Origin of the sequence: Natronosalvus amylolyticus (assembly GCF_024298845.1) — an archaeon.
Classification (GTDB): domain Archaea; phylum Halobacteriota; class Halobacteria; order Halobacteriales; family Natrialbaceae; genus Natronosalvus; species Natronosalvus amylolyticus.
Map to the genome: position 1 here is coordinate 395,762 of NZ_CP101160.1, position 21,336 is coordinate 417,097.

Sequence of the window (21,336 nt, forward strand, 5' to 3'; positions counted from 1 at the left end):
GTAGAGAATTACAAAATTTCCTGTGGAGGATTTAACATTTGGGCCACCGTGTGCAGTGATGCATGTCAATGAAAGCGTTCGTAATGGACGGCATCGGGGAAACCGGGTTAACCGAAAAAGAGCGTCCCGAGTTCGGGCCGGGTGATGCTATCCTCAAGCCCACGAAGGGACTTATTTGTACGTCAGACTGTCACACTGTCCACGGTGCAATCGGGGATCGAGAAAACCTCACCCTTGGACACGAAGTAGTCGGCGTCGTTGAAGAAGTGGGAGAAGGTGTCACTGATTTCAAATCCGGAGATCGCGTGGCTGTCGGTGCGATTACACCGGATTGGAGTTCCGAAGAAGCACAAGACGGTCACCCATCCCAGTCAAAAGGCGCGTTAGGCGGGTGGAAATTCGCAAATGTCAAGGATGGAACGTTCGCCGAGTACGTTCACGTGAACGATGCCGATGGAAACCTTGCACACATACCCGACGAGGTAAGCGATCACGAGGCGTTGTACACGACGGATATGATGTCCACGGGATTCGCCGCGGCGGAAAACGCAGACATCCCAATCGGTGGAACGGTCGCGATATTTGCACAGGGCCCGGTTGGATTGATGGCAACCAAAGGAGCGTCTCTACAGGGGGCAGGAACAATCATCGCCGTTGAAACCGTCCCAAAACGAAAAGAACTCGCTCGAGAGTACGGTGCTGACCACGTCGTCGATTTCGCAGAAACAGATGCGGTGGAAGAGATAATGGACGTGACTGACGGGGTGGGCGTCGATGCTGCTATCGAAGCCCTCGGCAGTGATCAAACGTTACAGGATGCTATCAAGGTCGTTAAATCAGGTGGCACTGTTTCTAACGTTGGCTATCACGGTGACGGTGAATATCGTCATATTCCACGTGAAGAGTGGGGAGTCGGTATGGCCGAAATCAGTATCGTGACCGACCTCTGTCCAGGAGGGCGACTGCGTATCAAGCGACTCTTGCGACTTCTGGAAAACGACCGCGTCGACCCAACGAAAATGACAACCCACGAGTTCGAGTTTGACGAGATCGAAGAAGCGTTCCGAATGATGGACGAGAAGGCGGACGATATAATCAAGCCGTTAATTCATTTCGAATGAATAGTCAGCACCCAGCAACTGGGCTTCAGTCTCTGGATGCAGCAGGCCCCTAGTAACAGCGATTCGGGAGTTCACACAGAGTTTGTTGAATAGTCGGCGCTTATCTCGCGAGCAAATTTCGATTGAAATCTCCATTTCCTCCATCCATGGATGACCAATTCAAAGCATGAGTCTTGATTGTGCATATCTCACTGTGGACCTGATGCCTCCGCTCGCGACGCGAATTATATGCATTGATGCTTAAGTAATATATATTATGATGGGGATAGTTTGTTCCGAATGCCTTGTGCATAGTTAACATCCAACGATATGATGTTCACGGATACACCCGAGTACTCATTCGGCGGAAGTGAGTGGCAGGTGCCGTAAATATCGAATAAATTCTCGTCAACAGAGGGAAAATCCATGACAGAGACACCTTCGGACCGAGATGAAAAAACAGAAACCGATCTAACCGACGACGTCACCCCGGACGTATCTGAGGAATTGTACTTCCGTTCGACCGACGAGGAGTGCGCCGCCACGCTGTATCACCCCGACGACCCAGGCGAGAACGAAACCCCCTGTGTCGTGATGGGAAACGGCTTCAGCTTGACTCGCCACGACGGAGTGCCTCGCTTCGCCGAACGCTTCGCGGAGGCGGGGATCGCGGCGCTGTCCTTCGACTTCCGTCACCTCGGAGACAGCGACGGTGAGCCCCGTCAGCTAATCGATTACCAGCGCCAGCGCGAGGACTTTGACGCCGCAATCGAGTTCACTCGAACCCTCGAGGGGATCGACGACGACCGGATCGCAGCATGGGGCTACTCGTTTAGCGGGGGGCACGTCCTCCCCGTCGCCGCGGACGACGACCGGCTGGAAGCGGTCATCTCGATGTTTCCGATGCTCGACGGGCTCGGGTTTGTGCGGGAGTACGGGCTGGGCAACAACGTGAGGTACGTAGCTGCTGCAGCGCGCGCCGCAATTGGCCGGCGGTTGATTCGGATGGCCGTTACGGGGCCACCCGGGTCGAGAGCCGTGTTGAATCACGCGGAGGCGGAGCCAGGCTTCGATGCCGTCTGTGCGGAAGACTCGCGCTGGCGAAACGAGTTCCTCGCGAAGCCGAGCCAGCTGATCGCGGAAATTCGACCGGTGCGCGAGGCTTCCAGCGTCCGCTGCCCGGTGTTATTTTGCCTCGGGACCGAAGACACGATGGTGCCGCTGGGGGCGATCGAGCGGGCCGCCGACGGTGCGCCGGAGAGCGAGCTGCGCCGCTACCCCATCGGTCACTTTGACGGGTTCCTCGACGCGTTCGAGGACGTGGTCGACGACCAGCTCGATTTCCTAGACACCCACCTTTCCTCGACAGCCCCGGCCTGACCGGTCGCCGTCGCGTCATAAGTGAAAGGGCTCTGTTTCCGTCCGGCGGCTCCACGGGGCTAGCACGAGGTTATTTGACAGATCCTACACGATGTCATACTGGATCGAGCCGACGGATCAGAAGATTATCACTTGCATCTGCCCCGATTGGAAGAGGCACGATACATCCGCTGGAACCGATACCCTCACGAAGTGGTGAGAGGCCGAGTTTCGACGAACTCCGACCGCTTCTCGAACTGATGTGAAACCATGCCGATGAACTCCCACTGACTGGTTGTACGTACTCAGTCTGTGTATCTATTGTTCTCGTGGTTTGCTACGAATCGCTCGGAACAAAATACGTCAGTCTACTGTATCCATCCTCTATATGCAGTAGGCGCTACTTGTCATCTATTGGGAATCAACAGGGCCGAAAATGCCTTGGTTTTTATTTTGACGGTACTACCTTTCGGGGAGGGTGTCATAGAATCGTTCACAACGATCAGTAGAGAGGATGTATGCAGCACGGCACTCACGTTTATTTCTCATGTACAGGCCGAAACCAACCGCTACATACGGCTGCGTATCGAACGATAGACACCGGTTCAACTCAACGGTTCAACTCAGAAATCAGTTCACGAGCACGCGCTGCCCGTACGTCATCGTCTGCCACCATTTGGGCCGCAATTTCGTCGATCAACTCTTCAGGTGCACCAGCTTCGATGGCGACATTCTTTGCGTGGAGTTTCATGTGGCCTGCTTGAATCCCCTCAGCAGCCAGCGCCCGCATACTCGCAATATTCTCAGCAAGTCCCACGGCGGCAAAGATACCGGAGAGTTGTTCAGCTGAGTTCGCATCTAATATCTCCATCGACGCATTGGCGACGGGATGGTTCCGAGTGGCCCCACCCACGACACCCACTTGGACGGGGACTTCAATACTGCATACGAGATTTCCTTCCGTGTCGATTTCATAGGTTGAAAGCGGGCCATAGTCATCTCGGGCAGCAAAAGCGTGGCCACCGGCTTCGATTGCCCGCCAGTCGTTCATTGTTGCTACCGCTAATGCGTCCATTCCATTGAAGATCCCCTTGTTGTGTGTTGCTGCGCGGTACGGATCGCCGACAGCAAGCGCCCATGCATCAACGATTCTATCCCTGACGGCTTCTCCAGAAAGTGCGCGTTTCTCACTCCTCAGAACGTCCGGTGGAATAGTACAACGTGCTCGTGCTATGCGGCAATCAGCAAGATTCGACAGGACAGATAATATGGTCTCTCCACCAGTTACGTCTTCGATCATGGGAGCTACAGCCTCTGCCATCGTATTCACCGCATTCGCTCCCATCGCATTCTGGACGTTCACGACGAGATGTACAACCGCCATCTCTCCGTTGGGTGTGTCTACGACACGAGCCGTTACGTCCTCACATCCACCACCGTGTGAGACGAGAACGCCCTGATCGTTTGCCTTCGCACGGATCTCACCGGCTCGTTCGAAAACCCGCGACGTTGCTCCGTGTGGATCGCTCAGATTTCGCACCTGGATTTGCCCGATCATGTAAGGGCCGGAGGTGGAGGTCGTGAACCCACCAGTCTCCCGGGCGAGTTTCGCGCCGTATGACGCCGCTGCGACGACAGAGCTTTCTTCGATAGCCATCGGAATCAGTCTGTCATCTCCATCGATTCTGAAGTTCGTCGCAACACTCAGTGGAAACGAGATTGCGCCAATGACATTTTCACTGAGTCGCTCTACGGCTCCGAGATCACGCTCATCAGTATCTATCAATGCCTCATAGGCGTCTTCAGAAATGGAACAACGATCAGCAACGATTTGACGCCGTTTCCCTAGAGACTTGTCGTAGAACCGTGGAATGCGCGAGTCCATACATTGTGGTCAAAGCCCATACAAATATTTCATCTGATTCTGCCCCTCTACCCGATGTGTACACGACCTGTATTGATCGTTTTCAAAGTCCGTGCGAAGCTTTCTATGACACGCTCTTTCGGGACCAAAAGGGGCCGATTATCGGCTCGTCATCTCAGTGATTTTGATGAATGTGGTCACGAAGATCGTCTACCGCATCGAATTTCTCGTTGCACTCGGCGCAGGTGTTGTGATGCAGCGCGACGTGTTGGGTGACGCCAGCTGCCGACTGGAATTCAGCGTCACAGCTTGAGCAAGTGTATCCCATTACGTTATTAACTGAGGTCCTGCTGCATTAAAACGGTTACTAGGAATTAGACACTCTAACCCGGTAAGTTTTAATAAAGTATTAGTGCTGATTGTCACACCGCGTGCGGGCGGCCGGTCACGATAATAGTCCGACGACAGAGTCATCGAACTATAGTAGGCAGTGAAACGATTTACACACCGAACGAAACACCCGCTTGCGAGAGGGTGTGCAATGACTTTCACTGGCTACTATAGGTTTGACCGATCAGTCGTACTTTCGAAAGCCCATGTCTCGAGCCATCTCACGGAATGACTGTCGGCACAGCCAGATATCGTACTTGCCGACCAATCCCTGTTCTCTGCCAGTGTCCCTGCAGACACGTTGATTTCCGGTCTGTCCGCTATTGGGACCGGTACCATCGTTGGCTCTGCCCGCAGAGTCTGTTGCAGTCTCGGCGGTCATGATAACTCACTCGCCCGCCGCCGCAAGGACGATTCGATCGTCGTATCCTCGGCGAGTTCCTCGAGTAATGTCGTTGCATTACAGTTGGCCAATCCATTGAGTGCATAGCGTCGGAACTCCCCGCGGATTCCACCCATCTTGACCAAGATGGAGAGGTTCTTCGTTTCCCCTGACCTGACGAGAGAATCGATTGCCTCGTAGCGTTGGGTTCGCGATACGTTCTTTTTCACTGCCGTTTGGAATGTCGTTGACATTGTATGGTTGATTAGGTTAAGGACGTCTTCTCCTGTCGAACACAATTTGGGATTACCGCGCTCCACAACAGGGTTTTGTGACCTCGTGGGTTTCGATGCCAAGCTGTGATTACCGAGCGCCTTCGAGTAGCGTGCATCGGGTGTTCTCGAGTAGCGCTCCTGGCTACCGAGCGTCTTCGAGTGTGCAATAGGAGCCTTCCCTGGCGGTGATCCACATCTGCTCGGACGCATCCCCGGAGGCGACCGAGTAAATCGTACACAGATCGACTCCCGTCTCCATCGGTTCGACAACTGCGCGACACTCCAGCACAGGATGCTCGAGGGTCGAGAGCGAGTGTCGTTCGGTTCTCCCTTGGTTCCGTTGCCATGACTCAATCGGCGAGTCCGATTTCTTCCTGTCCATCCTGCTCCGGAGCATCCGCTTCGGTTGCTTCGTCTTCGTCGGGAATTTCGAACGTCGGAAATCTGTCTTCGAACGTGTCCCAGTCAGCGTTCATCTCCTGATCAGTGAGGAGACAGAGCTCGAGGTGTTCACGAATCGATTCGTGGTCCATTTCGGTGCCGATCAACACCAGTTGACTGCCGCGGTCGCCCCACTGTTCGTCCCACTTCTCCTCGAGTTCGGGGTACGCCTCGAACTGTGCTTCGCGCTCCTCGGGTGGGAGCGTCGCAATCCAGTTTCCGGCAGGCGCGACGCGAATCGAGCGACCAGCGACGTTCAACATCAGTGCCATTTCCTCACGCCCGGCAAGCCAGAAGTGACCTTTCGATCGGACGACGTTCTCTGGGAAGGCGTCGAGCAACTCCGCGAATCGCTCGGGGTGGAACGGTCGCTGAGCCTCGAAAACGAAGGAAGTCACGCCGTGTTCTTCTTCCGCCGATTCGTGCGGCTCCTGAAGTTCCTGTATCCAGCCGGCCGACCGACTCGCTTCCTCGAAATCGAACCGACCGGTGTCGATTATCTCGTCGACGTTTACTCGGCCGTGTTTCGTTCGGATTATTTCGGCACGGGGCTGGAGGATCTCGAGCGTATTTTCAATCTCGGTAAGCGTCTCCTCGTCGACGAGGTCACACTTGTTCAACAGGAGGACGTCACAGAACTCCACCTGTTCGACCAGCAAGTCGCCGAGGTGTTTTTCCGTCCCGTCGTCGTCGAGGATTTCGTCCGACTGCATCGCTTCGTGGAACTGGTGGGCATCGACGACCGTCACTGCCGTATCGAGATGACAGTTCTCGAGCGGTTCGATGCCGGTTTCTTCGTAGAACTCGGTGGGGTCGAGATCCGATTGATCGAACCCAAGCGTGAGCGTCTGTGCAACGGGGAGCGGTTCGGCGACGCCCGTCGACTCGACGACGATCGCGTCGAAGTCACGGTTGCGCGTGAGTCCGCCGATCGCATCCAGCAGGTCACCACGCAGTTCACAGCAGATACAGCCGTTCGAGAGTTCGACCAGTTCCTCCTCTTCTGTCGAGATATCGGAGGACTCAGCGACGAGATCCGCGTCGACGTTCACCTCGCCCATATCGTTGACGAGGACTGCGAGATCTCTGTCGTCACTTTCGCGCAGCAGGTGGTTGAGTGTCGTCGTTTTTCCGGCGCCGAGTGTCCCAGAAAGGACCGTCACGGGGATCGTCTGTTCAGCCATGTGTTGGCAACAATACTCCCCAGAGTAATATAAGTTATTATCTACAACATAATTCTTATTAACTCCCGGCGAGTGGTTTCGGTACGAGCCGACCGAATCCGTATGACGACATCGCACTCAACCCAACAATACAGCTGTACCATCATCGGCGGGGGAATCCACGGTACGTACCTCGCCCAACGTCTCATCGAAGACGCCACACTCGAACGAGGGGATGTTTGTATCGTCGACCCACACGAACGATTGCTCTCCTCGTTTCGCAAAAAGTCCGCAGCCTGCGGCATGGACGAACTTCGGTCCACCTTCGTTCATCACATCGGAACTGAGCCATTCGGTCTCGAGAGTTTCGCTGAGGCGAACGACCGAGAAGACGAACTCGTCCCCACCGTTGACTACCCCCCGCGCCCGTCGCTCGAGCTGTTTCTGGATTATGCTGACTACGTCATCGACAGAAAGAACCTCGAGTCGATACACCGTCAGGGCCTCGTCGAGAATATTTACGAACGCTCGGGTGAGACAGGCTTTCGACTCGAGACGACGACAGGCCCTATTGAAACCGATCACTGCGTTTTGGCAATCGGAAACGGTGGGCGCCAAAGATGGCCCGACTGGGCGGTCAGTATGGACGGTGTCGATCACGTGTGGGATGGGTTCGATCCAAGCGAATCGGTCAATCGAACCCTCGTCGTCGGCGGTGGCATTACCGCTGCACAACTCGCGATCGAATTGAGCGAGACCCAATCGGTGGGCCTGCTCACGCGACACCCCCTGACGTGGGAGGTATCCGAGGCAGAGCCACCGTGGATCAACTGGTCGCACGTGGAAGCAAACCTGCACAGCCACCCACCGGGCTCGAGCGAACGGTTCGACGTGGCAATGGACGCACGGAACACGGCGACGATTCCACCGTATCTCTACGGAGAGATCGAAAACCGAACCGAGGAAGGCGTACTCACGCTTGCGCAGGGAACGGTCGAGTCCGCAACGGTTGAAGATGGAACGGTACAGCTTACGCTCGACCACGGGTTGGGGCTCCTCGGTGATCGTGTCGTCCTTGCGACCGGGTTCGAACCGGTGTTCGACCACCCCTTCGTCGAGCGGATTGCGGACGAACTAGAACTGGCTCGAGGGTATCGACGAATGCCGATTCTCGACGACAACAGCCTGGCCTGGCAGCGTGAAGGGGGTAAAGCCGTTCCGTTGTACGTGACCGGTGCTCTCGCGCTCGGTACGGTAGGTCCGTACGCGCCAAACATACCGGGAGCCAGACGAGCAGGAGATCGAATTTCCACTGCCATCACGCGAAGCCTTCGTTCGCGAACTGACGCTGCAAGCGAATCGGTACGGGCGACGGAAGTGTCCCATTGAACGGTCCGAAAGATATTCTGCTACAGAATAATGCGTCCGGCGAAAGTATCTGTGGAACAAATGCCTGGCGACAGTATCCAGGAGAAAGAACGTTCGGCGATCCCCGTTGCCAGGAGAAAGAATGCTCGACGAAAGTTGTACGTGAGAGTACAGGCGATTTCGCTCACACCGTTAGGCTCGGGTTTTCACCCTCGAGTTCAGACTCGAGCGAATCGACGATAAGTTCTCCCGCTCGTCTCGCGCCAATGACGTTTCGGGCGAAAGGGCCAAGGACTTGCTGTGCACCAACGCCCGAAACCGATATCCGAGAAGGTGTTCCATTCTGATGGAGCCAACGGAGCGTCTCGTCCTCGAGAGCAGGTGCACCACGGTACCCAGTCTGCAGTGTCGATTCCTGACGGTGCTGTCGAAACAGATGGCTCTCGTAGGGCGACCCGAACCCGGTCGCACAGACCAGTTTGTCGAGACAGAACGCGCTGCCGTCCTGGCAAGTGACGACGACCGTACCACCAGCTTCAGTCGCAACCGCTATCTCCGACCGCTCGAGTTCGATCGCCTTACGCTCGAGCGCCCGCTTTAGTCGGCGAAACACGTACGGCGGCATCGTACCGTCGTATCGAGCCTCGACGATCAACTCTTCGCGTGCACGAGAGGCCGGTGGGTGTTCCTGAAGCTTCTTGGAAACGCCAGAGAAGTGCATCCAGTCGGTGCTCGCCTCGAGTGCCTCGACGCGAAACGGGCTTCGAGCGAATAAGACCACCTCTCGGCCCGGTTGTGCAAGCGTCGTTGCGAGTTGGGCGGCGGTGATGGACCCCCCAACGATTCCAACAGTTGCGGCCTGGTCGATCGACGCGGGATCGAAACCCGGCTCCCAGACGTGTGTTACCGGTTCAGTCGAATGGATATCCGCCGCCCACGTCGGATACGTGAACGACCCACCGTGTCCGATAGCGAGGAAGCAGTATTCGGTGGTCCGTCGACCTGCAGTCGTTTCAATGTCGACGGACCACGAGCCCGGTTCGATAGCAGTGACTCGAGCGTTTACCAGCGACGATTCCAGATCGTATCGATTGCAAACCCACGCTGCATGATCGAAAAACAGTGACGTCGTCGGTCGTTCAGCACCAACCGTACTCGAGACGAGTTCGTCTTCCCGGCCTCGAGCGCGTGCGAAATCTCTGAGCGAAAACGGGTCGGTATCGACGTGATGGACGTATGGCGATCTGAGTTCGGCCATGCCACACTGCTCGCATTTCTGGCGGAACGCCTCGAGCAGTCCGATCGGCTCGATAATGTCTAACGAAGGTAAATCGACCAGGTCAGCCTCCAGGAGCCGGACAGCAAGATGAACCCCGTGAATACCTCCACCGACGATGGTGATGGTGGCATCAGTATCTGTCTCCCGGAACACGTTTAGCACCCCCTGAAGAAAATTGCAGGCTCCTTAGTGATTTCTCGATCTTGCACTAACGGGTGAAACCAAGAGCTGTGGTTCAGTTTCATCCAGGAGTGGGCGAGTGGAAGGTGACAAGCGATGAAGTCGATATGTGGGAGTCTGCTAGCGATGATGTCGATATATTTTCTGTCTCTGGCCGTTAGTAGCGAGAAGTTCGTCGACAACAAGTCAAATACGATGATCGAGATCGTTGAGAAACGGCTCTCAGGTTCGTAATCGGCCTCGTGTCCGCAATACGGGGTTGGTCTCATCTCCAGACTTGTTAGGAAACAATCCACCCATAATATTCAAAGTTGTTATCTGGGGCAGTAGATTTAATAACACGAGGCGAGAATTGGTTACATATCAGTAGACGCCCAGGGGCGTTCCAACCCAAGCGACGACGATCAGAATGAAGACAGCTGAAACACAACCTGATTCCCGACCAGTATCCACGCTGTATGCACTCGTTCAGTGTCGGAATAGTCTCGAGATCTGTACGCTGTATCCACCGACAGTCATCGGACCTCATCGAACCGAGTCGTGGATCCGTGCCACCGGAGATAGCTTCCAGTCGCTCGAGAAGTCCCGATAGCGGTTGTCGGATTCGGCTCACTCGTCGACGTTTGGAAGGACACTCAGATATCGACGCGAGAGAACCACAACCGACTCGCACCGACGAGAGCCGCAGTCATCACCAGTAAGATTGCGACACCCTCGAGGTTATACGTACCCTCGAGGAGAATCTCGTTGGGATCGAAGTATCGCATCGGGGCGATCACCCCGACCGCTTCGAAATCGGTGCCCACCAGCAATGACTCGAGCATGAACAGACCGAAGGTAACCCCGAGTGCAACACGCTGGGCGATACTCGCCCGATCGAACACGACCGATGCGAGCAATCCAATCCCGGCACAGACGAGTAGATACGGAATCGAGAGCAGATGAATTGCGAGGAGGTCCACGGCCGGAATCGGTTCGTCGATCCATATCGCCCCCACGTAGACCACAATCGGCGTCAGGACGTTCACCAGGGTGATCGGTACCAGGATACTGAGGTATTTTTGCAACACCACACTCGATCGAGAGATCGGTAACGAGAGGGTGATATCCATCCGTTCACGGTCCACGTCGTCTGCGATCATACTCGAACACGCGTACGCGAAGTATAGCCCCAGGAGGATTACCCAGCCAAAGACGTATAGTTCAAATGCGAGAAATCCTTCGAGAGAAGCCATCGTTTCGACATCGAACAGTTGCAGAATCTGTTCCGGGTACGCCTCGAGCAGTTCGTCGTCCTCGAACGCCTCACTGAACGACGGGTACGCCCAGATGACAAAAGCCGCAAGGATGGAGAGACCTATCGAGAGGTAGATTCCGCCTTTGACGCGGTTTTTGGCCTCATAAAGGGCGAGCTCAAACATCGGCACCACCTCGAGGAATATCACTGGCAGTATCAGCACCACCATAGAAACGCAAGAAGACGTCCTCGAGTGGAGCTTCCTCGATCGTGCAATCGAGCAGATCGTACTCCTCGAGGAGTGAGAGTAATTCGTTCACGTCACCGGTGTACGTGAACGTGTATTCGCGGTAGGAGTTGGACTCTGTATTGGTATCCGAATCTCCGGAAGGGTTCTCAGTGTCTTGTGTTGGAGTCTCTGATTGCTCTTTTGACGAAATTGTTGGTGTTTCTGCTTGCTCTTTTGGCGGCGTTGATTCTTGGGTGGAGATTTTTCCTCGGTGTCCTTTTTCGAGATCGAACACACCCTCGAGAGATTCCTCGAAAACCGATACTGGAATCGGTGACGTTGCCACGAGACGGACGACTTTCCCACTTCTGTCGAGCAACGACTCGACCGGTTCAACGGTGACGAGCGAGCCCCCTCTAATAATCCCGACTCGGTCACAGAGGCGTCGAACTTCCCCCAGGCTGTGCGACGAAAAGAACACCGTAAGCCCCTGTTCCTGTTCAGCCCGGAGAAACTCGGCGAATCGCTGTTTCATTAACGGATCGAGACCACCCGTCGGCTCATCGAGGATCACCAACTCCGGGTCGTGCATGAATGCCGTGATCAACCCGAGTTTTCGAACGTTTCCATGCGAGTACTCTCGGATCGGTCGCTCGAGTGGAGGATCGAAGAGGTCGATCAGTTCGGCTTCCCGTTCGTTTCCTTTGATAGCGCCGTGTAAGTCGAGTATCTCCCAGCCTGTTGCGGTCTCGTCGAACTGGGGATCGTCCGGTAGATAGCCGATCTTTCGTTTGGCTTCGATGAGTGCCTCCTCCTCGGTACAATCAGCACCGAGCACTCGAGCACCCCCTCCCGTTGGGGAAATATAACCCATGAGCATTCGAATCGTCGTCGTCTTCCCAGCACCGTTGGGACCGAGGTAGCCGAATATCTCGCCTGATTCGACGTCGAACGTCACATCGTCGTTCGCAACGACCTCTCCGTAATCCTTTGTGAGTCCCTCGAGTGTAATCTGAGCCATCTCACCTAATTCCATTATTGTGAGAGCGGTTAGAATTGTGGGTCGTGTACCACAACAGGATTTTGGTGACCAGTTGTTAGAAGATAACCTGCCTCAGGAGGTAGTAGAGATTACACATCTCCCGATCGGAAGCCACACATCACCCGGACGGGGGGACCCCCGTCGCGTTTGTAACTGAGACGGGTAAAAGTGCTAGAGTGACACACATTGTAATAGGAGGAAATCGCCATACTGGACCGTGTCAGATGATGTTAGAGATTTAATCGATCGCCCACAGCGTTGCAAAGTCACAGCCCCCATATCAGGACTACCATATATAAAGACACGTCACTGACACCGTCACAAATGTACTCACAGCCCACAAATGTACGCACACCGTCACAGATATACGCACACTGTTATACCTCACAGATACCGTTGCGTTTCAATGGCTACTAGACGTGCCGTCAGGACGCGAGTTCCCCGAGTCGAGAGTCCTGCAACAGCACCTTTTTGACTATTTCTGGATCCTCGAGTAAGCGGTGTTTCGCGTGTGACCCCTTTCCGCGTCCACGCCCCTCTCGCTCTGATTGGATGACGTTGAGGAAGTTCTGTTCTTGCAGAATCTCCTGTACCCGACGTTCGGAAAGGCTGTCGAGATCGACTTTTCGAGCAACCTGTTGGTACTGTTTGTAGATGATTTTCGTCGGGAACTCGTCCTGAGTACTATTTTCGGTCAGGATAGTCAACGCGTAGAGGATCGCTTTAGCTTGCTGGGGCGAGCCAGCGATGAGTTCAGAGAATCGGTCAGCTTCCGTTTTCTCTTTTGCGGCTCGAACGTGGCGCTCCTTGACGTTTGCATCACCCTGTTTTTTCGCAAGCCGACCGGCGTTTCGCAAAATATCGATGGCTTTCCGTGCATCACCGTGTTCCTGAGCGGCAAGCGCAGACGTCAATGGGATCACGTCATCGGTCACGACCCCATCGTGGAACGCGTCTTTTCGTTTGTCCAGAATATTAATAAGCTGATTCGCGTCGTAGGGCGGGAACACGAGTTCGTCACGAGAGAGACTCGACTTGACGCGTTCGGAGAGCTGGTCCGGATAGTCGATCTTGTTCGAGATTCCAATAATCCCGATCGCCGATTCGGAGATCCGACGATTTTCACCCGCGCGCGAGAGCTTTCGAAGGACCTCATCGTCCTCGAGCATGTCGATCTCATCGAGGATAACGAGCGTAACGTCCGTACACGCATCGATGCAGTTCCAGAGCCGTTTGTAATAATCACCAGTACCGAGTCCCCGGTCTGGAATACTCACACCACTCGTTTCGGGGTCGTTGATTTTCTGTCCGATGGTTTTCACGATGGAGGCTTCCGTATTTTGTTCACCACAGTCGATGAACGCATACTCGACGTCCACACCGTCGTTCGACGCCTCAGAGACCACCCGCTCGGTGACCGACCTCGAGATGAGTGACTTTCCAGTTCCGGTCTTGCCAAAGATAAAGAGATGAGAGGGTTGGCTGCCAAAAATAGCAGGGTTGAGGGCTTCAGCGACGCTTTTCATTTCGTCGTCGCGACCGACGATACGGTCCGGTCCGGGGAGGTGCGTGATCTCGAGTAATCGCTCATCGGCAAAGATGGGATCGTCGTACTGGAACAACGGATCACGTTCGTGTGTGTTTGACATTCGATTGTTCCGGTCTTTTCCGCCTACCATGATAAAGCTATGGGAGGTGCCTCGCGGTTGTAAATCATCGTCAAGGCGTCTTAACGAAGGCTAAATCGAGTAATATTGGAATTATAGTACGAGGAAGTAGTTTCGCGGATGTAAAGAGAATTGAGCAGGCACACGGACACCTCCGTCGCGTTTGTAACGAGATGAGATAGGGTGGGGGAGGCGGGAATTTGGCTAGATTTATCGAAGACACACACACCTCCGTCGCGGATGTAACGGATAAAAGAGAGGGGTGGGGTGAGGAATTACCCCGATTTTCGCGATTATAGGGATTATAGGGCTGGTTTTACAAACGCGACAGAGGTGTGTTCCAATTACCTAGCCCCCCACACTTACACTGTTACAAACGCGACGGAGGTGTGTGTCCCCTACTGCTCCAATCGTGTTACACTGTCTCGTTTGGGCGACGTGAATCACCTCGAGATCCACTAATTACATCCAATATCACCCTCACCCACCCACTGGTTCCGCAGTTAGCATATCATAACTGTAGAATTCTAACCCACATAGGATGATGCAGTTGTTTGTCTCTCTAACAGCGGAAGTAGTGGGTGGGTCTTTCAGTACCCGTCTTTCTAGACTACTAGTATAGTACTAGAACTAGATAGAACTTGCAGATAGTAGTGTTATACTAAGTAGTGTTTCAATAGCCAGTAACTTCCGTTCCAATAGCTTAGCCAAGACACTCCGTTATCAACACACTTCGACCAGCAGCCTTCACCTCCCTAGCCTTCCCGATCACTTTCCCTCATTAACCGGTGCGATATACTCGTTCTTCCAGGAATTGCCGTCACGCCACTGCCAATAGTAGTAGTGGTACCCAGGCTTCGTTTCCTTGATCGTGATATAGGACCCACTCGTCGGAACGTCTTTGTAGTCGTCTGGGTCAGTCGAAATGTTTCGTTCGTGTAGCTCCTCGAGTGACTCCGGATCGACTGCTTCTTTCTTCCGCTCTATCTCATGCTGGTCTCGTTTCCACCCCGCAAGCTCGACGGCGTACGCCGCAACCTTCTCGAGACTTTCTGGCGACTGTTTCTCGAGCGGGTCCAGTACGTAGGCTGGAAGATCCGGCGCATTTGGTTTCGATCGGCGCTCGTCTCTGCCCATAGTTACCCCACAACCTGATAACATTTTAAATGTGGGGTAACTAATAATCCAACCATCATCCAATCTGAACCTCGAATCTCCCACACCGTTCTTCTCACTCCTCGCATCCATATTCGCCTTCCACAACAGTTCACCCAGTCACCTCTCTAACTGTTCTGTACTTTCGAGGCCAGTTCAACGAGTTGTTCCTTCGAAAGCGGGTCGATTTCGACTCGAGTCCCATCTCTGGTGTAATATATCGAGGCGGACACCGATCGATCGCTGAACCAGTCCTCGAGAACGTGGTAGTACACACTGAGTTGGATCCGGTATTCTGACTCCGCACGACGGGTACGATCAGTCTTGAAATCGATGATTTCGACTGTTGCAGCGGTCACGTGTACCAGATCGATGATTCCGGACAGGGTTACGCGAGTTTCATCTTCCTCGAGTGGCAAGTACGCGCGTTCTTCGACACGTACTGTACCGGCTAGCGAATCGAGCAAGGCTTTGACGTGTCTCTCGTCGGCATTTTCGGGCGAAACGTCCCTCCCTAGCGCGTAATCTTCGGCGAATTCGTGTACGCGCGAACCGAATTCCGTTCCCCGTCCGACATCCGCTGTTTCATCCGCAAAAGCGTCTTCTCGAACATCGTCTACAGAGACGTCCTCGTAGACACTGTCGTCCATGAGCGAATGTGGCGAGTAGCCAGCGGGTCCTATTGGTTCGGGTACATCGACAGTGAGCGGTGAATCGCCTCCATCATCAGGTTCGACGACAGAAACCGACGGCTCGAGTGGTTCGATGTCGACAGGCAACGACTCGAGGAAGGTGTTCGGATCGTCACCGGCGGCAAACAATAGATGATCTTTCGCTCGGGTCATCGCCACGTAGAGCAACCGACGCTCCTCGTCGTATTCGGTCGGTTGACACTGTCGAAGGACGTCCGTTCGCCAGTTGTCGTAAATATGTGGAGCGCCGTTGGCGTCGCTGTACCGTTTTCGTTGGCGAACGCCTGTCGTCTCAGTGTACGTGATCGTCCTATCACTCCCGCCGGATGGCGGGAATTTGTGACTGTTCATATTTCCGAGGATGACGATGGGATGTTCGAGGCCCTTGACAGCGTGAATCGTCTGTACGGTAACTGCGTTCGAACCGGCCGTCGTTTGAACTTCCTGCGTATAGCCGTTTTCGATACCCTGCTCGATGATTCGGACGAGGTCGCCGCGGGTCATCGTCGTCGAACGATGAATCGACTGGACAGTCGTCAGGACGACATCCGCAGTTGCGGTGTCGTATCCATAGCGGCCGAATACCCGGCGAATGACGCCGGCCAGGGTATCGACGGCTGCCAGTTCGTCCCGAAAAGACAGCATCGCCGAGGGATATTCTTCGCGTTCGAGCATCCAGTCGATTTCGTCGAGCGTATAGCCAGCTCGTTCGAGAACGACTGCCCATCCCCGTTCGGCCCGCGAGTCGAGGATTCGTAACCAGGCCAACAGGAGTTTCGCCTGGTCGGTTCGGAAAATCTCGACTCCGCCTTCGTACGCCATCGGGAAGTCATAGATTTGCGCTGTCTCGAGCAAGTCGCGACCGAAATCACGTGTTCGCGTGAGGACCGCGATGTCTTCGTATGTCGGTGGCCGGAGTTCGCCATCGACTTCGATGGCGTAGGCTTCGTTCCCAACGATGGTCTGAATCTTCGTGAGAATCGCCTCGTGTTCGTCGGGATGCTGGAACGCCTCGATGTGTGAGTGGTCGTGTTTGGTGTTCGAAACCAGTGAGACGACACGCTCGAGAACCGATTCCGCGTCGATCGATTCACGACTGCTGCCCGGTGTGACGAGTGCGTGTTCGGCAAAGTCGAGAATCGACTGCGTCGATCGATAGTTCTGTTCGAGTTCGATCGTCGTGATTGGCTCGAGCGGGAATGATACTCTATCGACGTCAGTTACTCTATCAGCGTCAGTGTTTAACTCGGCTGCAAATCGTTGCAGGCGGTGTTCGAACTCGGTGATGTTCTCGATCGCCGCATACTGGAACGAGTAGATGCTCTGTTTCCAATCGCCGACTACACAGAGGTTGTCCGTTCCGGCGAGCAAGAGGGCGAGTTTGAACTGGATCTCACTCGAGTCCTGAAACTCGTCGATCATGACGTACTCGAACTCGAGCGTCTCACGGAGGTCACCGTCCTCACAACAGCATACGAACGCAAACAACTGGAGAAATGAGAAGTTGAGATAGTTGCGACCAAGGGCGAACTCGAGGTATTCGACGTACACGTCGTGGATGAAGTCGATGAGATGGCTCCGATCACTATCGAATGCCCGTGAGGCGACCCATTCAGGAACGGTTTTGGAACCGTAGTCTCCGCGGAGTTCGCCCCGGTCCGGGGCGTCCGGAAGATAACACTTGTTTCGCCCATACCGACCGAGGCGTGACCGAAGGACGGATTGTTTGTTGCCGTCGTTTCGTGGTCGATTCACGCCCGAAAACTCCTCCATGAAGGCCGAAAAATCGCCCTCGAGTGCGTCTCGACCGTCCCGATACCAGCCATCGGCGGTCGGAAAGATCCCTTTCGACGCGAGTGTTTTGACCAGCCCTAATAGCGTCGTCGTCGTGGAAAGAGAGCGGAATACGTCGGCGTATTTGGGGTGGTCGTCACTGAAGCGGGTGATGAACTCCCGGAAGTACTCGCGTTCGACCATGTCGTTCTCGAGGATCTGTGTCGAACCAGTGATTGCGCCCTCGAGGCCGAGGAACGAGGGTGCGTGAAAGCCGTGTTGTTCCAGGATATCATTACACAGGCTGTGAAATGTCTGAATCGGTGCGTCGTTGAGCGCTCGCATGTCGTAGTCACAGTTGGCGACGATACGATCTTTCATCTCCGTCGCGGCGTTTCGCGTAAACGTAATCAACAGGACGTCCTCGGGTTCGATGTCGTCCTGGGCGACGATATTTGCATACCGACGTGTCACGGCGAATGTCTTCCCGGTTCCAGCACCTGCATCCACCAGGTACAGGCCATCGGTCTGTTCGATAAGGGCTCGCTGTGTCTCGTTCGGGCTTGGGGCGGTTGTCGATTCAGCCCCGGATTCGTCGTTCGATCGACTCATCGTACCCCCTCCGAATCACTGTCGGTACGATTTGTGTTTGGAATCTGGTGTCGACCCCGTTCGTTTCGTTTCGCTCGTGCACTCGACTCGGTCTGAGACAGCGGTTCATTCGGTGAGCGCGAATCTTCACGAGACCTGGTATCTGTGCGAGAGCTCGAACCTTCGGGTCGCGAACGACCCAACGCTCTTGGTTCTGTCAACAACATATCGCGGTTGTTCACGTATCGGTAGTTTGGCTCGCCGGCACGGCCGTTGATAGGAAACCGTTCGTCTCCACGGCGATATCGGTTCAACGCCTCGAGCTCCTCGCCGACGAAGCGTTCAAACTCGTCTAGGTCCCCGGCAAAGAACCCTTCTTTCCGATACCTACAGAGGTGCCTGCACGCCTGCTTCCACCCTTTTTTGACGTACTTGTAGTCACCAACTTCGTCGATCAGTTCCGCCAGTAGTGCCTCGCCGAAGGGTGTCTTTGCCATTTGGTCTGCATCGCGAGCGCGAGGGACCTCGTGTGTTTCACACACCGACCGATAGATCTCGTAACTGGTCTGGGAGAACGTCTTGGTACAGGCGTTCGACGCGTCTGTACACAGTTCGTCGAAAACCGTTCGCGACTGGACGTACGCTTCGAACGAGACTGGCTGATACGTAATCGTTACCAGACAGTCTTCGAGGGAGGCATCGCCGGCGATAACGTCATCGACGGTCTCGAGAAAGTGGAAAAACGTAAACTCGAGGGTCGAGTCGGGTTGCTGGCGTCGCCAGTAGGTCAGATAGAGCAGCGCCTGAAAGTTCGGTTGATCGCTTGGCTCAGTGATCGATGCCCGTTTGGTCACCTGAGTAGCCGATCGTTTCTGGCCACTTTTGAAATCGATCAGATTCGTCGGCGACTGGATGAGGTCTATTTTTCCCTTCAATCGAAGGTCGTTGTCTTCGAACCAGCGTTCGGCGATTGGTGAGTCGACCTCCCGATCAAAATGGGCTGCCACCTGATTCGTTCCCCATCCGCTCGAGGCGGTCACGAACGACGTCGAGTCCGGCACGTTCTCCCGGAGGTACGTGGCAATCGTCTGGAGTCCAACTCGATATTCTGTCCGACGTGTTTCGAGGTCAACCTGCCGATGGAACGGGCGTGTGTTCTCGATCAGTAACTCGACAACCGCATCGATTCGATCGTCTGTCACCCACTCTGGATGCGAGACGACGAACTCTGCGAAGTCGTGAAAGAGGTTTCCCTCGACGAAATAGTGTTTATCGGGTGAATCGACGAGTCGGCCAAAGCAGTAGTCTCGCGGGGAATTGGCGTACGTGTTGAGACTCGATTGGCTGATCGTCGTGAGCTGTGTCGGTTCGATGTTCGTATCCAGTGACTCCCGTTGAAAACCGTTTTTTGTCGGGCGTTCCGGACGTGTATGTTGAATCGAATCGAGTTCGCTAAAGCGTTCGAAGTCGTTTTCGAGCAGTGCATCGAAGTAAAGACAGGGAGTTACTGGCGTCCCACCGGAAACATCTCGCACGAGGTAGTATTGCTCGACCCCACTCTGCATGAGTGACTGGAACCCGGCGAGGTTTCGTTCGTACTCTGCATCGCTGTCGACCCACGGCCGGTTTGGCGAGTCGTGTGTCCAGCCGTCATCCAGTCCAAGGAAGAAGACGAGCGGTCGGTCGACGAACGATGCCGATTGCGCATCGGCAAGCAGTACTCCCTCGTTTTCTCTATCGATGGGCACTTCGTAGGTATCGAAATAAAACGTTAGCTGATCGATTCGTGCGGGGGTGACGCGTTTTTTCATGAGGCCCAACGTAGCGAGCTCTTCTCGAAACGTCTCGAGTTTATGGCCCGTCTGCATTTCGTAGGCTTCGAGGACCGACTCGAAGTCCATCGTTTCTGCACGAGTGGCGAATTCACGAAGCCACTCTACTTTCGGGTCATCGACCGCTGAGACTCGTTTTTCTTCGTGTTCGACCGAGACGTTGGCACCGAGACACGAAAGTAGCGACTTCACGGCTCGGATACGGGTATCAGACCCAGCGGTCGTCCATCGGAGCAATTGGATGAGTGCACGGTGGTTAGGATCATCGATAAAACCGGGTCCACCGTAGTACGGGATCTCTGCGTTCTCGAGTGCTGACTCGATGAGCGGCGAGTACTCGCTGTTGGCATCGAGAACGATCGCTATCCGGTCAGCAGTTTCGTTTGTTACCGTTTCGAGAACCGTGTCGATGATCGTTGCGGGCGAGTCGAAGATTCGAAACGGCGCCATATCGATTGTATCGTCGGTAAAACGCTCGATTGCATCGTATGACTCGGGAAGAATCGTCCGCTCGAGCGTGGTTAACTGTTGTTCACCGACGACGGCGACGGATCCGTGTTTTTCACCATCGATTTGATACTCCGTTAGCAATCCTGATGAGGTGTCTATCGACTCGAGGATATCGACGACCGTTCGTGTGACAGGGGTATTGTATCTCTCGTACGCGAGGATTGCACTCGCGTTTCCCTGATACTCCCAGCACTGCAGTATATTGCCGACCGTGTGTGCGATCTGTTTCCAGTCGAAATCGGTTTTCTCAATCACCTCGAGAAATGCCGTCCGATCTTCAGCTGTCTCTCGACGTCGGGTTGCCAGCCGTCGTGGGGTGATGGCAAACGGGCCAAAGTGCGGTCGCTCGAGGCGGCGATTGAGTGCATCGGCGAGGGGTGAATCCGGTACGATGACAAGGTCGTAGTCGGCAACGTCCTGGTACAGTCGATCGATGGGTTTCGACTGTTTGAGTGACACAATAGCTATCTGTTGTGTCATTGGACAATAAGTCTGTGTGTTAGCCCTACTCCGGTATCACCCCACTATCTGTTTACTCTCGCAATTCGAAACTAATCACCTGGCTGCCAAATAATCGGCGCACATTCTTATTCGGTGTTCAACTGGGTGTATCGTAGATTTTGATTGGTTCATCTATCCGGTAGTATTCGCGAAAGATGTTGGTTGTTCTGTTTGGTCAGTATTATTGTTCAGTGTTACTGGACAGTGTTGTTGTAAAGTAGTGTTGGTCAGTGTTGTTGTGTGGTGTTGCTGGTTGGTGTTGTTGTGTAGTGGCACTATGTGGTAGTATTCTTCAGTTGGTTTGGG

Annotated in this window: 17 protein-coding genes; 4 read left to right on the plus strand and 13 right to left on the minus strand. The window is 54.5% G+C overall.

Annotated features, from left to right (window positions below):
- Positions 1-68: 68 nt before the first annotated feature.
- A complete protein-coding gene (locus NLK60_RS19390) occupies positions 69-1,121 on the plus strand; it encodes a zinc-binding dehydrogenase (RefSeq protein WP_254811111.1) in 1,053 nt (350 codons plus the stop codon).
- A gap of 405 nt (positions 1,122-1,526) precedes the next feature.
- Positions 1,527-2,480, plus strand: coding sequence for an alpha/beta hydrolase (locus NLK60_RS19395; RefSeq protein WP_254810927.1), 954 nt, complete (start codon positions 1,527-1,529; stop codon positions 2,478-2,480).
- A 589-nt stretch (positions 2,481-3,069) separates the two neighbouring features.
- On the opposite strand, the gene NLK60_RS19400 is transcribed toward NLK60_RS19395, so the two are convergent.
- The 6 genes from NLK60_RS19400 to NLK60_RS19415 all read right to left on the minus strand — a co-directional run bounded on the left by NLK60_RS19400 (position 3,070) and on the right by NLK60_RS19415 (position 6,995).
- Entirely contained in the window at positions 3,070-4,344 is a 1,275-nt protein-coding gene (locus NLK60_RS19400; RefSeq protein WP_254810928.1) for a hydroxymethylglutaryl-CoA reductase, degradative, read from the minus strand.
- 154 nt (positions 4,345-4,498) lie between these two features.
- A complete protein-coding gene (locus NLK60_RS19840; protein WP_484555232.1) occupies positions 4,499-4,651 on the minus strand; it encodes a C2H2-type zinc finger protein in 153 nt (50 codons plus the stop codon).
- A gap of 246 nt (positions 4,652-4,897) precedes the next feature.
- Positions 4,898-5,095, minus strand: a complete 198-nt coding sequence (locus tag NLK60_RS19405) for a 30S ribosomal protein S14 (RefSeq protein ID WP_254810929.1) — start codon at positions 5,093-5,095, stop codon at positions 4,898-4,900.
- Complete coding sequence (locus tag NLK60_RS19410; protein WP_254810930.1) at positions 5,092-5,349, minus strand: hypothetical protein; 258 nt, start codon at positions 5,347-5,349, stop codon at positions 5,092-5,094. The genes NLK60_RS19405 and NLK60_RS19410 overlap by 4 nt, the downstream gene beginning before the upstream one ends.
- A 163-nt stretch (positions 5,350-5,512) precedes the next feature.
- Positions 5,513-5,767, minus strand: coding sequence for a DUF7511 domain-containing protein (locus NLK60_RS19770; RefSeq protein WP_425499100.1), 255 nt, complete (start codon positions 5,765-5,767; stop codon positions 5,513-5,515).
- Positions 5,721-6,995 (minus strand): GTP-binding protein, encoded by a 1,275-nt coding sequence (locus NLK60_RS19415; RefSeq protein WP_254810931.1) that lies wholly within the window; start codon positions 6,993-6,995, stop codon positions 5,721-5,723. Before NLK60_RS19415 ends, NLK60_RS19770 begins: the two co-directional genes overlap by 47 nt.
- Before the next feature lie 102 nt (positions 6,996-7,097).
- Here NLK60_RS19415 and NLK60_RS19420 point away from each other — a divergent pair, with 102 nt between their 5' ends.
- Entirely contained in the window at positions 7,098-8,363 is a 1,266-nt protein-coding gene (locus NLK60_RS19420) for an FAD/NAD(P)-binding protein (protein ID WP_254810932.1), read from the plus strand.
- A 163-nt stretch (positions 8,364-8,526) separates the two neighbouring features.
- Here the strand turns inward: NLK60_RS19420 and NLK60_RS19425 are convergent, their stop codons facing one another.
- The gene (locus tag NLK60_RS19425; RefSeq protein ID WP_254810933.1) at positions 8,527-9,774 is read right to left on the minus strand and encodes an FAD/NAD(P)-binding protein; all 1,248 of its coding nucleotides are present in this window, start codon (positions 9,772-9,774) and stop codon (positions 8,527-8,529) included.
- Between the two features lie 436 nt (positions 9,775-10,210).
- Here NLK60_RS19425 and NLK60_RS19775 point away from each other — a divergent pair, with 436 nt between their 5' ends.
- Positions 10,211-10,393 carry a DUF7511 domain-containing protein gene (locus NLK60_RS19775; protein WP_425499101.1) on the plus strand — a complete coding sequence of 61 codons (183 nt, stop codon included), beginning with the start codon at positions 10,211-10,213 and terminating at the stop codon, positions 10,391-10,393.
- 43 nt (positions 10,394-10,436) lie between these two features.
- On the opposite strand, the gene NLK60_RS19430 is transcribed toward NLK60_RS19775, so the two are convergent.
- The 6 genes from NLK60_RS19430 to NLK60_RS19455 all read right to left on the minus strand — a co-directional run bounded on the left by NLK60_RS19430 (position 10,437) and on the right by NLK60_RS19455 (position 20,988).
- Positions 10,437-11,222, minus strand: coding sequence for an ABC transporter permease (locus NLK60_RS19430; protein WP_254810934.1), 786 nt, complete (start codon positions 11,220-11,222; stop codon positions 10,437-10,439).
- Positions 11,215-12,288: an ABC transporter ATP-binding protein gene (locus tag NLK60_RS19435; RefSeq protein WP_254810935.1), complete on the minus strand. Its 1,074-nt coding sequence runs from the start codon at positions 12,286-12,288 to the stop codon at positions 11,215-11,217. The genes NLK60_RS19430 and NLK60_RS19435 overlap by 8 nt, the downstream gene beginning before the upstream one ends.
- A 446-nt stretch (positions 12,289-12,734) precedes the next feature.
- A complete protein-coding gene (locus tag NLK60_RS19440) occupies positions 12,735-13,958 on the minus strand; it encodes a Cdc6/Cdc18 family protein (protein WP_254810936.1) in 1,224 nt (407 codons plus the stop codon).
- Positions 13,959-14,744: 786 nt separating this feature from the next.
- Entirely contained in the window at positions 14,745-15,113 is a 369-nt protein-coding gene (locus tag NLK60_RS19445; RefSeq protein ID WP_254810937.1) for a hypothetical protein, read from the minus strand.
- A 146-nt stretch (positions 15,114-15,259) separates the two neighbouring features.
- Positions 15,260-18,208: a UvrD-helicase domain-containing protein gene (locus NLK60_RS19450; RefSeq protein WP_254810938.1), complete on the minus strand. Its 2,949-nt coding sequence runs from the start codon at positions 18,206-18,208 to the stop codon at positions 15,260-15,262.
- Positions 18,205-20,988 (minus strand): PD-(D/E)XK nuclease family protein, encoded by a 2,784-nt coding sequence (locus NLK60_RS19455; protein WP_254810939.1) that lies wholly within the window; start codon positions 20,986-20,988, stop codon positions 18,205-18,207. The genes NLK60_RS19450 and NLK60_RS19455 overlap by 4 nt, the downstream gene beginning before the upstream one ends.
- Between the last annotated feature and the right edge of the window lie 348 nt (positions 20,989-21,336).

Bases quoted from the DNA above. Each gene is read 5' to 3' on its own strand.
- NLK60_RS19390 (WP_254811111.1), top strand. From the start codon at position 69: ATGAAAGCGTTCGTAATGGACGGCATCGGGGAAACCGGGTTAACCGAA.
- NLK60_RS19395 (WP_254810927.1), top strand. From the start codon at position 1,527: ATGACAGAGACACCTTCGGACCGAGATGAAAAAACAGAAACCGATCTA.
- NLK60_RS19400 (WP_254810928.1), bottom strand. From the start codon at position 4,344: ATGGACTCGCGCATTCCACGGTTCTACGACAAGTCTCTAGGGAAACGG.
- NLK60_RS19840 (WP_484555232.1), bottom strand. From the start codon at position 4,651: ATGGGATACACTTGCTCAAGCTGTGACGCTGAATTCCAGTCGGCAGCT.
- NLK60_RS19405 (WP_254810929.1), bottom strand. From the start codon at position 5,095: ATGACCGCCGAGACTGCAACAGACTCTGCGGGCAGAGCCAACGATGGT.
- NLK60_RS19410 (WP_254810930.1), bottom strand. From the start codon at position 5,349: ATGTCAACGACATTCCAAACGGCAGTGAAAAAGAACGTATCGCGAACC.
- NLK60_RS19770 (WP_425499100.1), bottom strand. From the start codon at position 5,767: ATGCTCCGGAGCAGGATGGACAGGAAGAAATCGGACTCGCCGATTGAG.
- NLK60_RS19415 (WP_254810931.1), bottom strand. From the start codon at position 6,995: ATGGCTGAACAGACGATCCCCGTGACGGTCCTTTCTGGGACACTCGGC.
- NLK60_RS19420 (WP_254810932.1), top strand. From the start codon at position 7,098: ATGACGACATCGCACTCAACCCAACAATACAGCTGTACCATCATCGGC.
- NLK60_RS19775 (WP_425499101.1), top strand. From the start codon at position 10,211: ATGAAGACAGCTGAAACACAACCTGATTCCCGACCAGTATCCACGCTG.
- NLK60_RS19430 (WP_254810934.1), bottom strand. From the start codon at position 11,222: ATGTTTGAGCTCGCCCTTTATGAGGCCAAAAACCGCGTCAAAGGCGGA.
- NLK60_RS19435 (WP_254810935.1), bottom strand. From the start codon at position 12,288: ATGGCTCAGATTACACTCGAGGGACTCACAAAGGATTACGGAGAGGTC.
- NLK60_RS19440 (WP_254810936.1), bottom strand. From the start codon at position 13,958: ATGTCAAACACACACGAACGTGATCCGTTGTTCCAGTACGACGATCCC.
- NLK60_RS19445 (WP_254810937.1), bottom strand. From the start codon at position 15,113: ATGGGCAGAGACGAGCGCCGATCGAAACCAAATGCGCCGGATCTTCCA.
- NLK60_RS19450 (WP_254810938.1), bottom strand. From the start codon at position 18,208: ATGAGTCGATCGAACGACGAATCCGGGGCTGAATCGACAACCGCCCCA.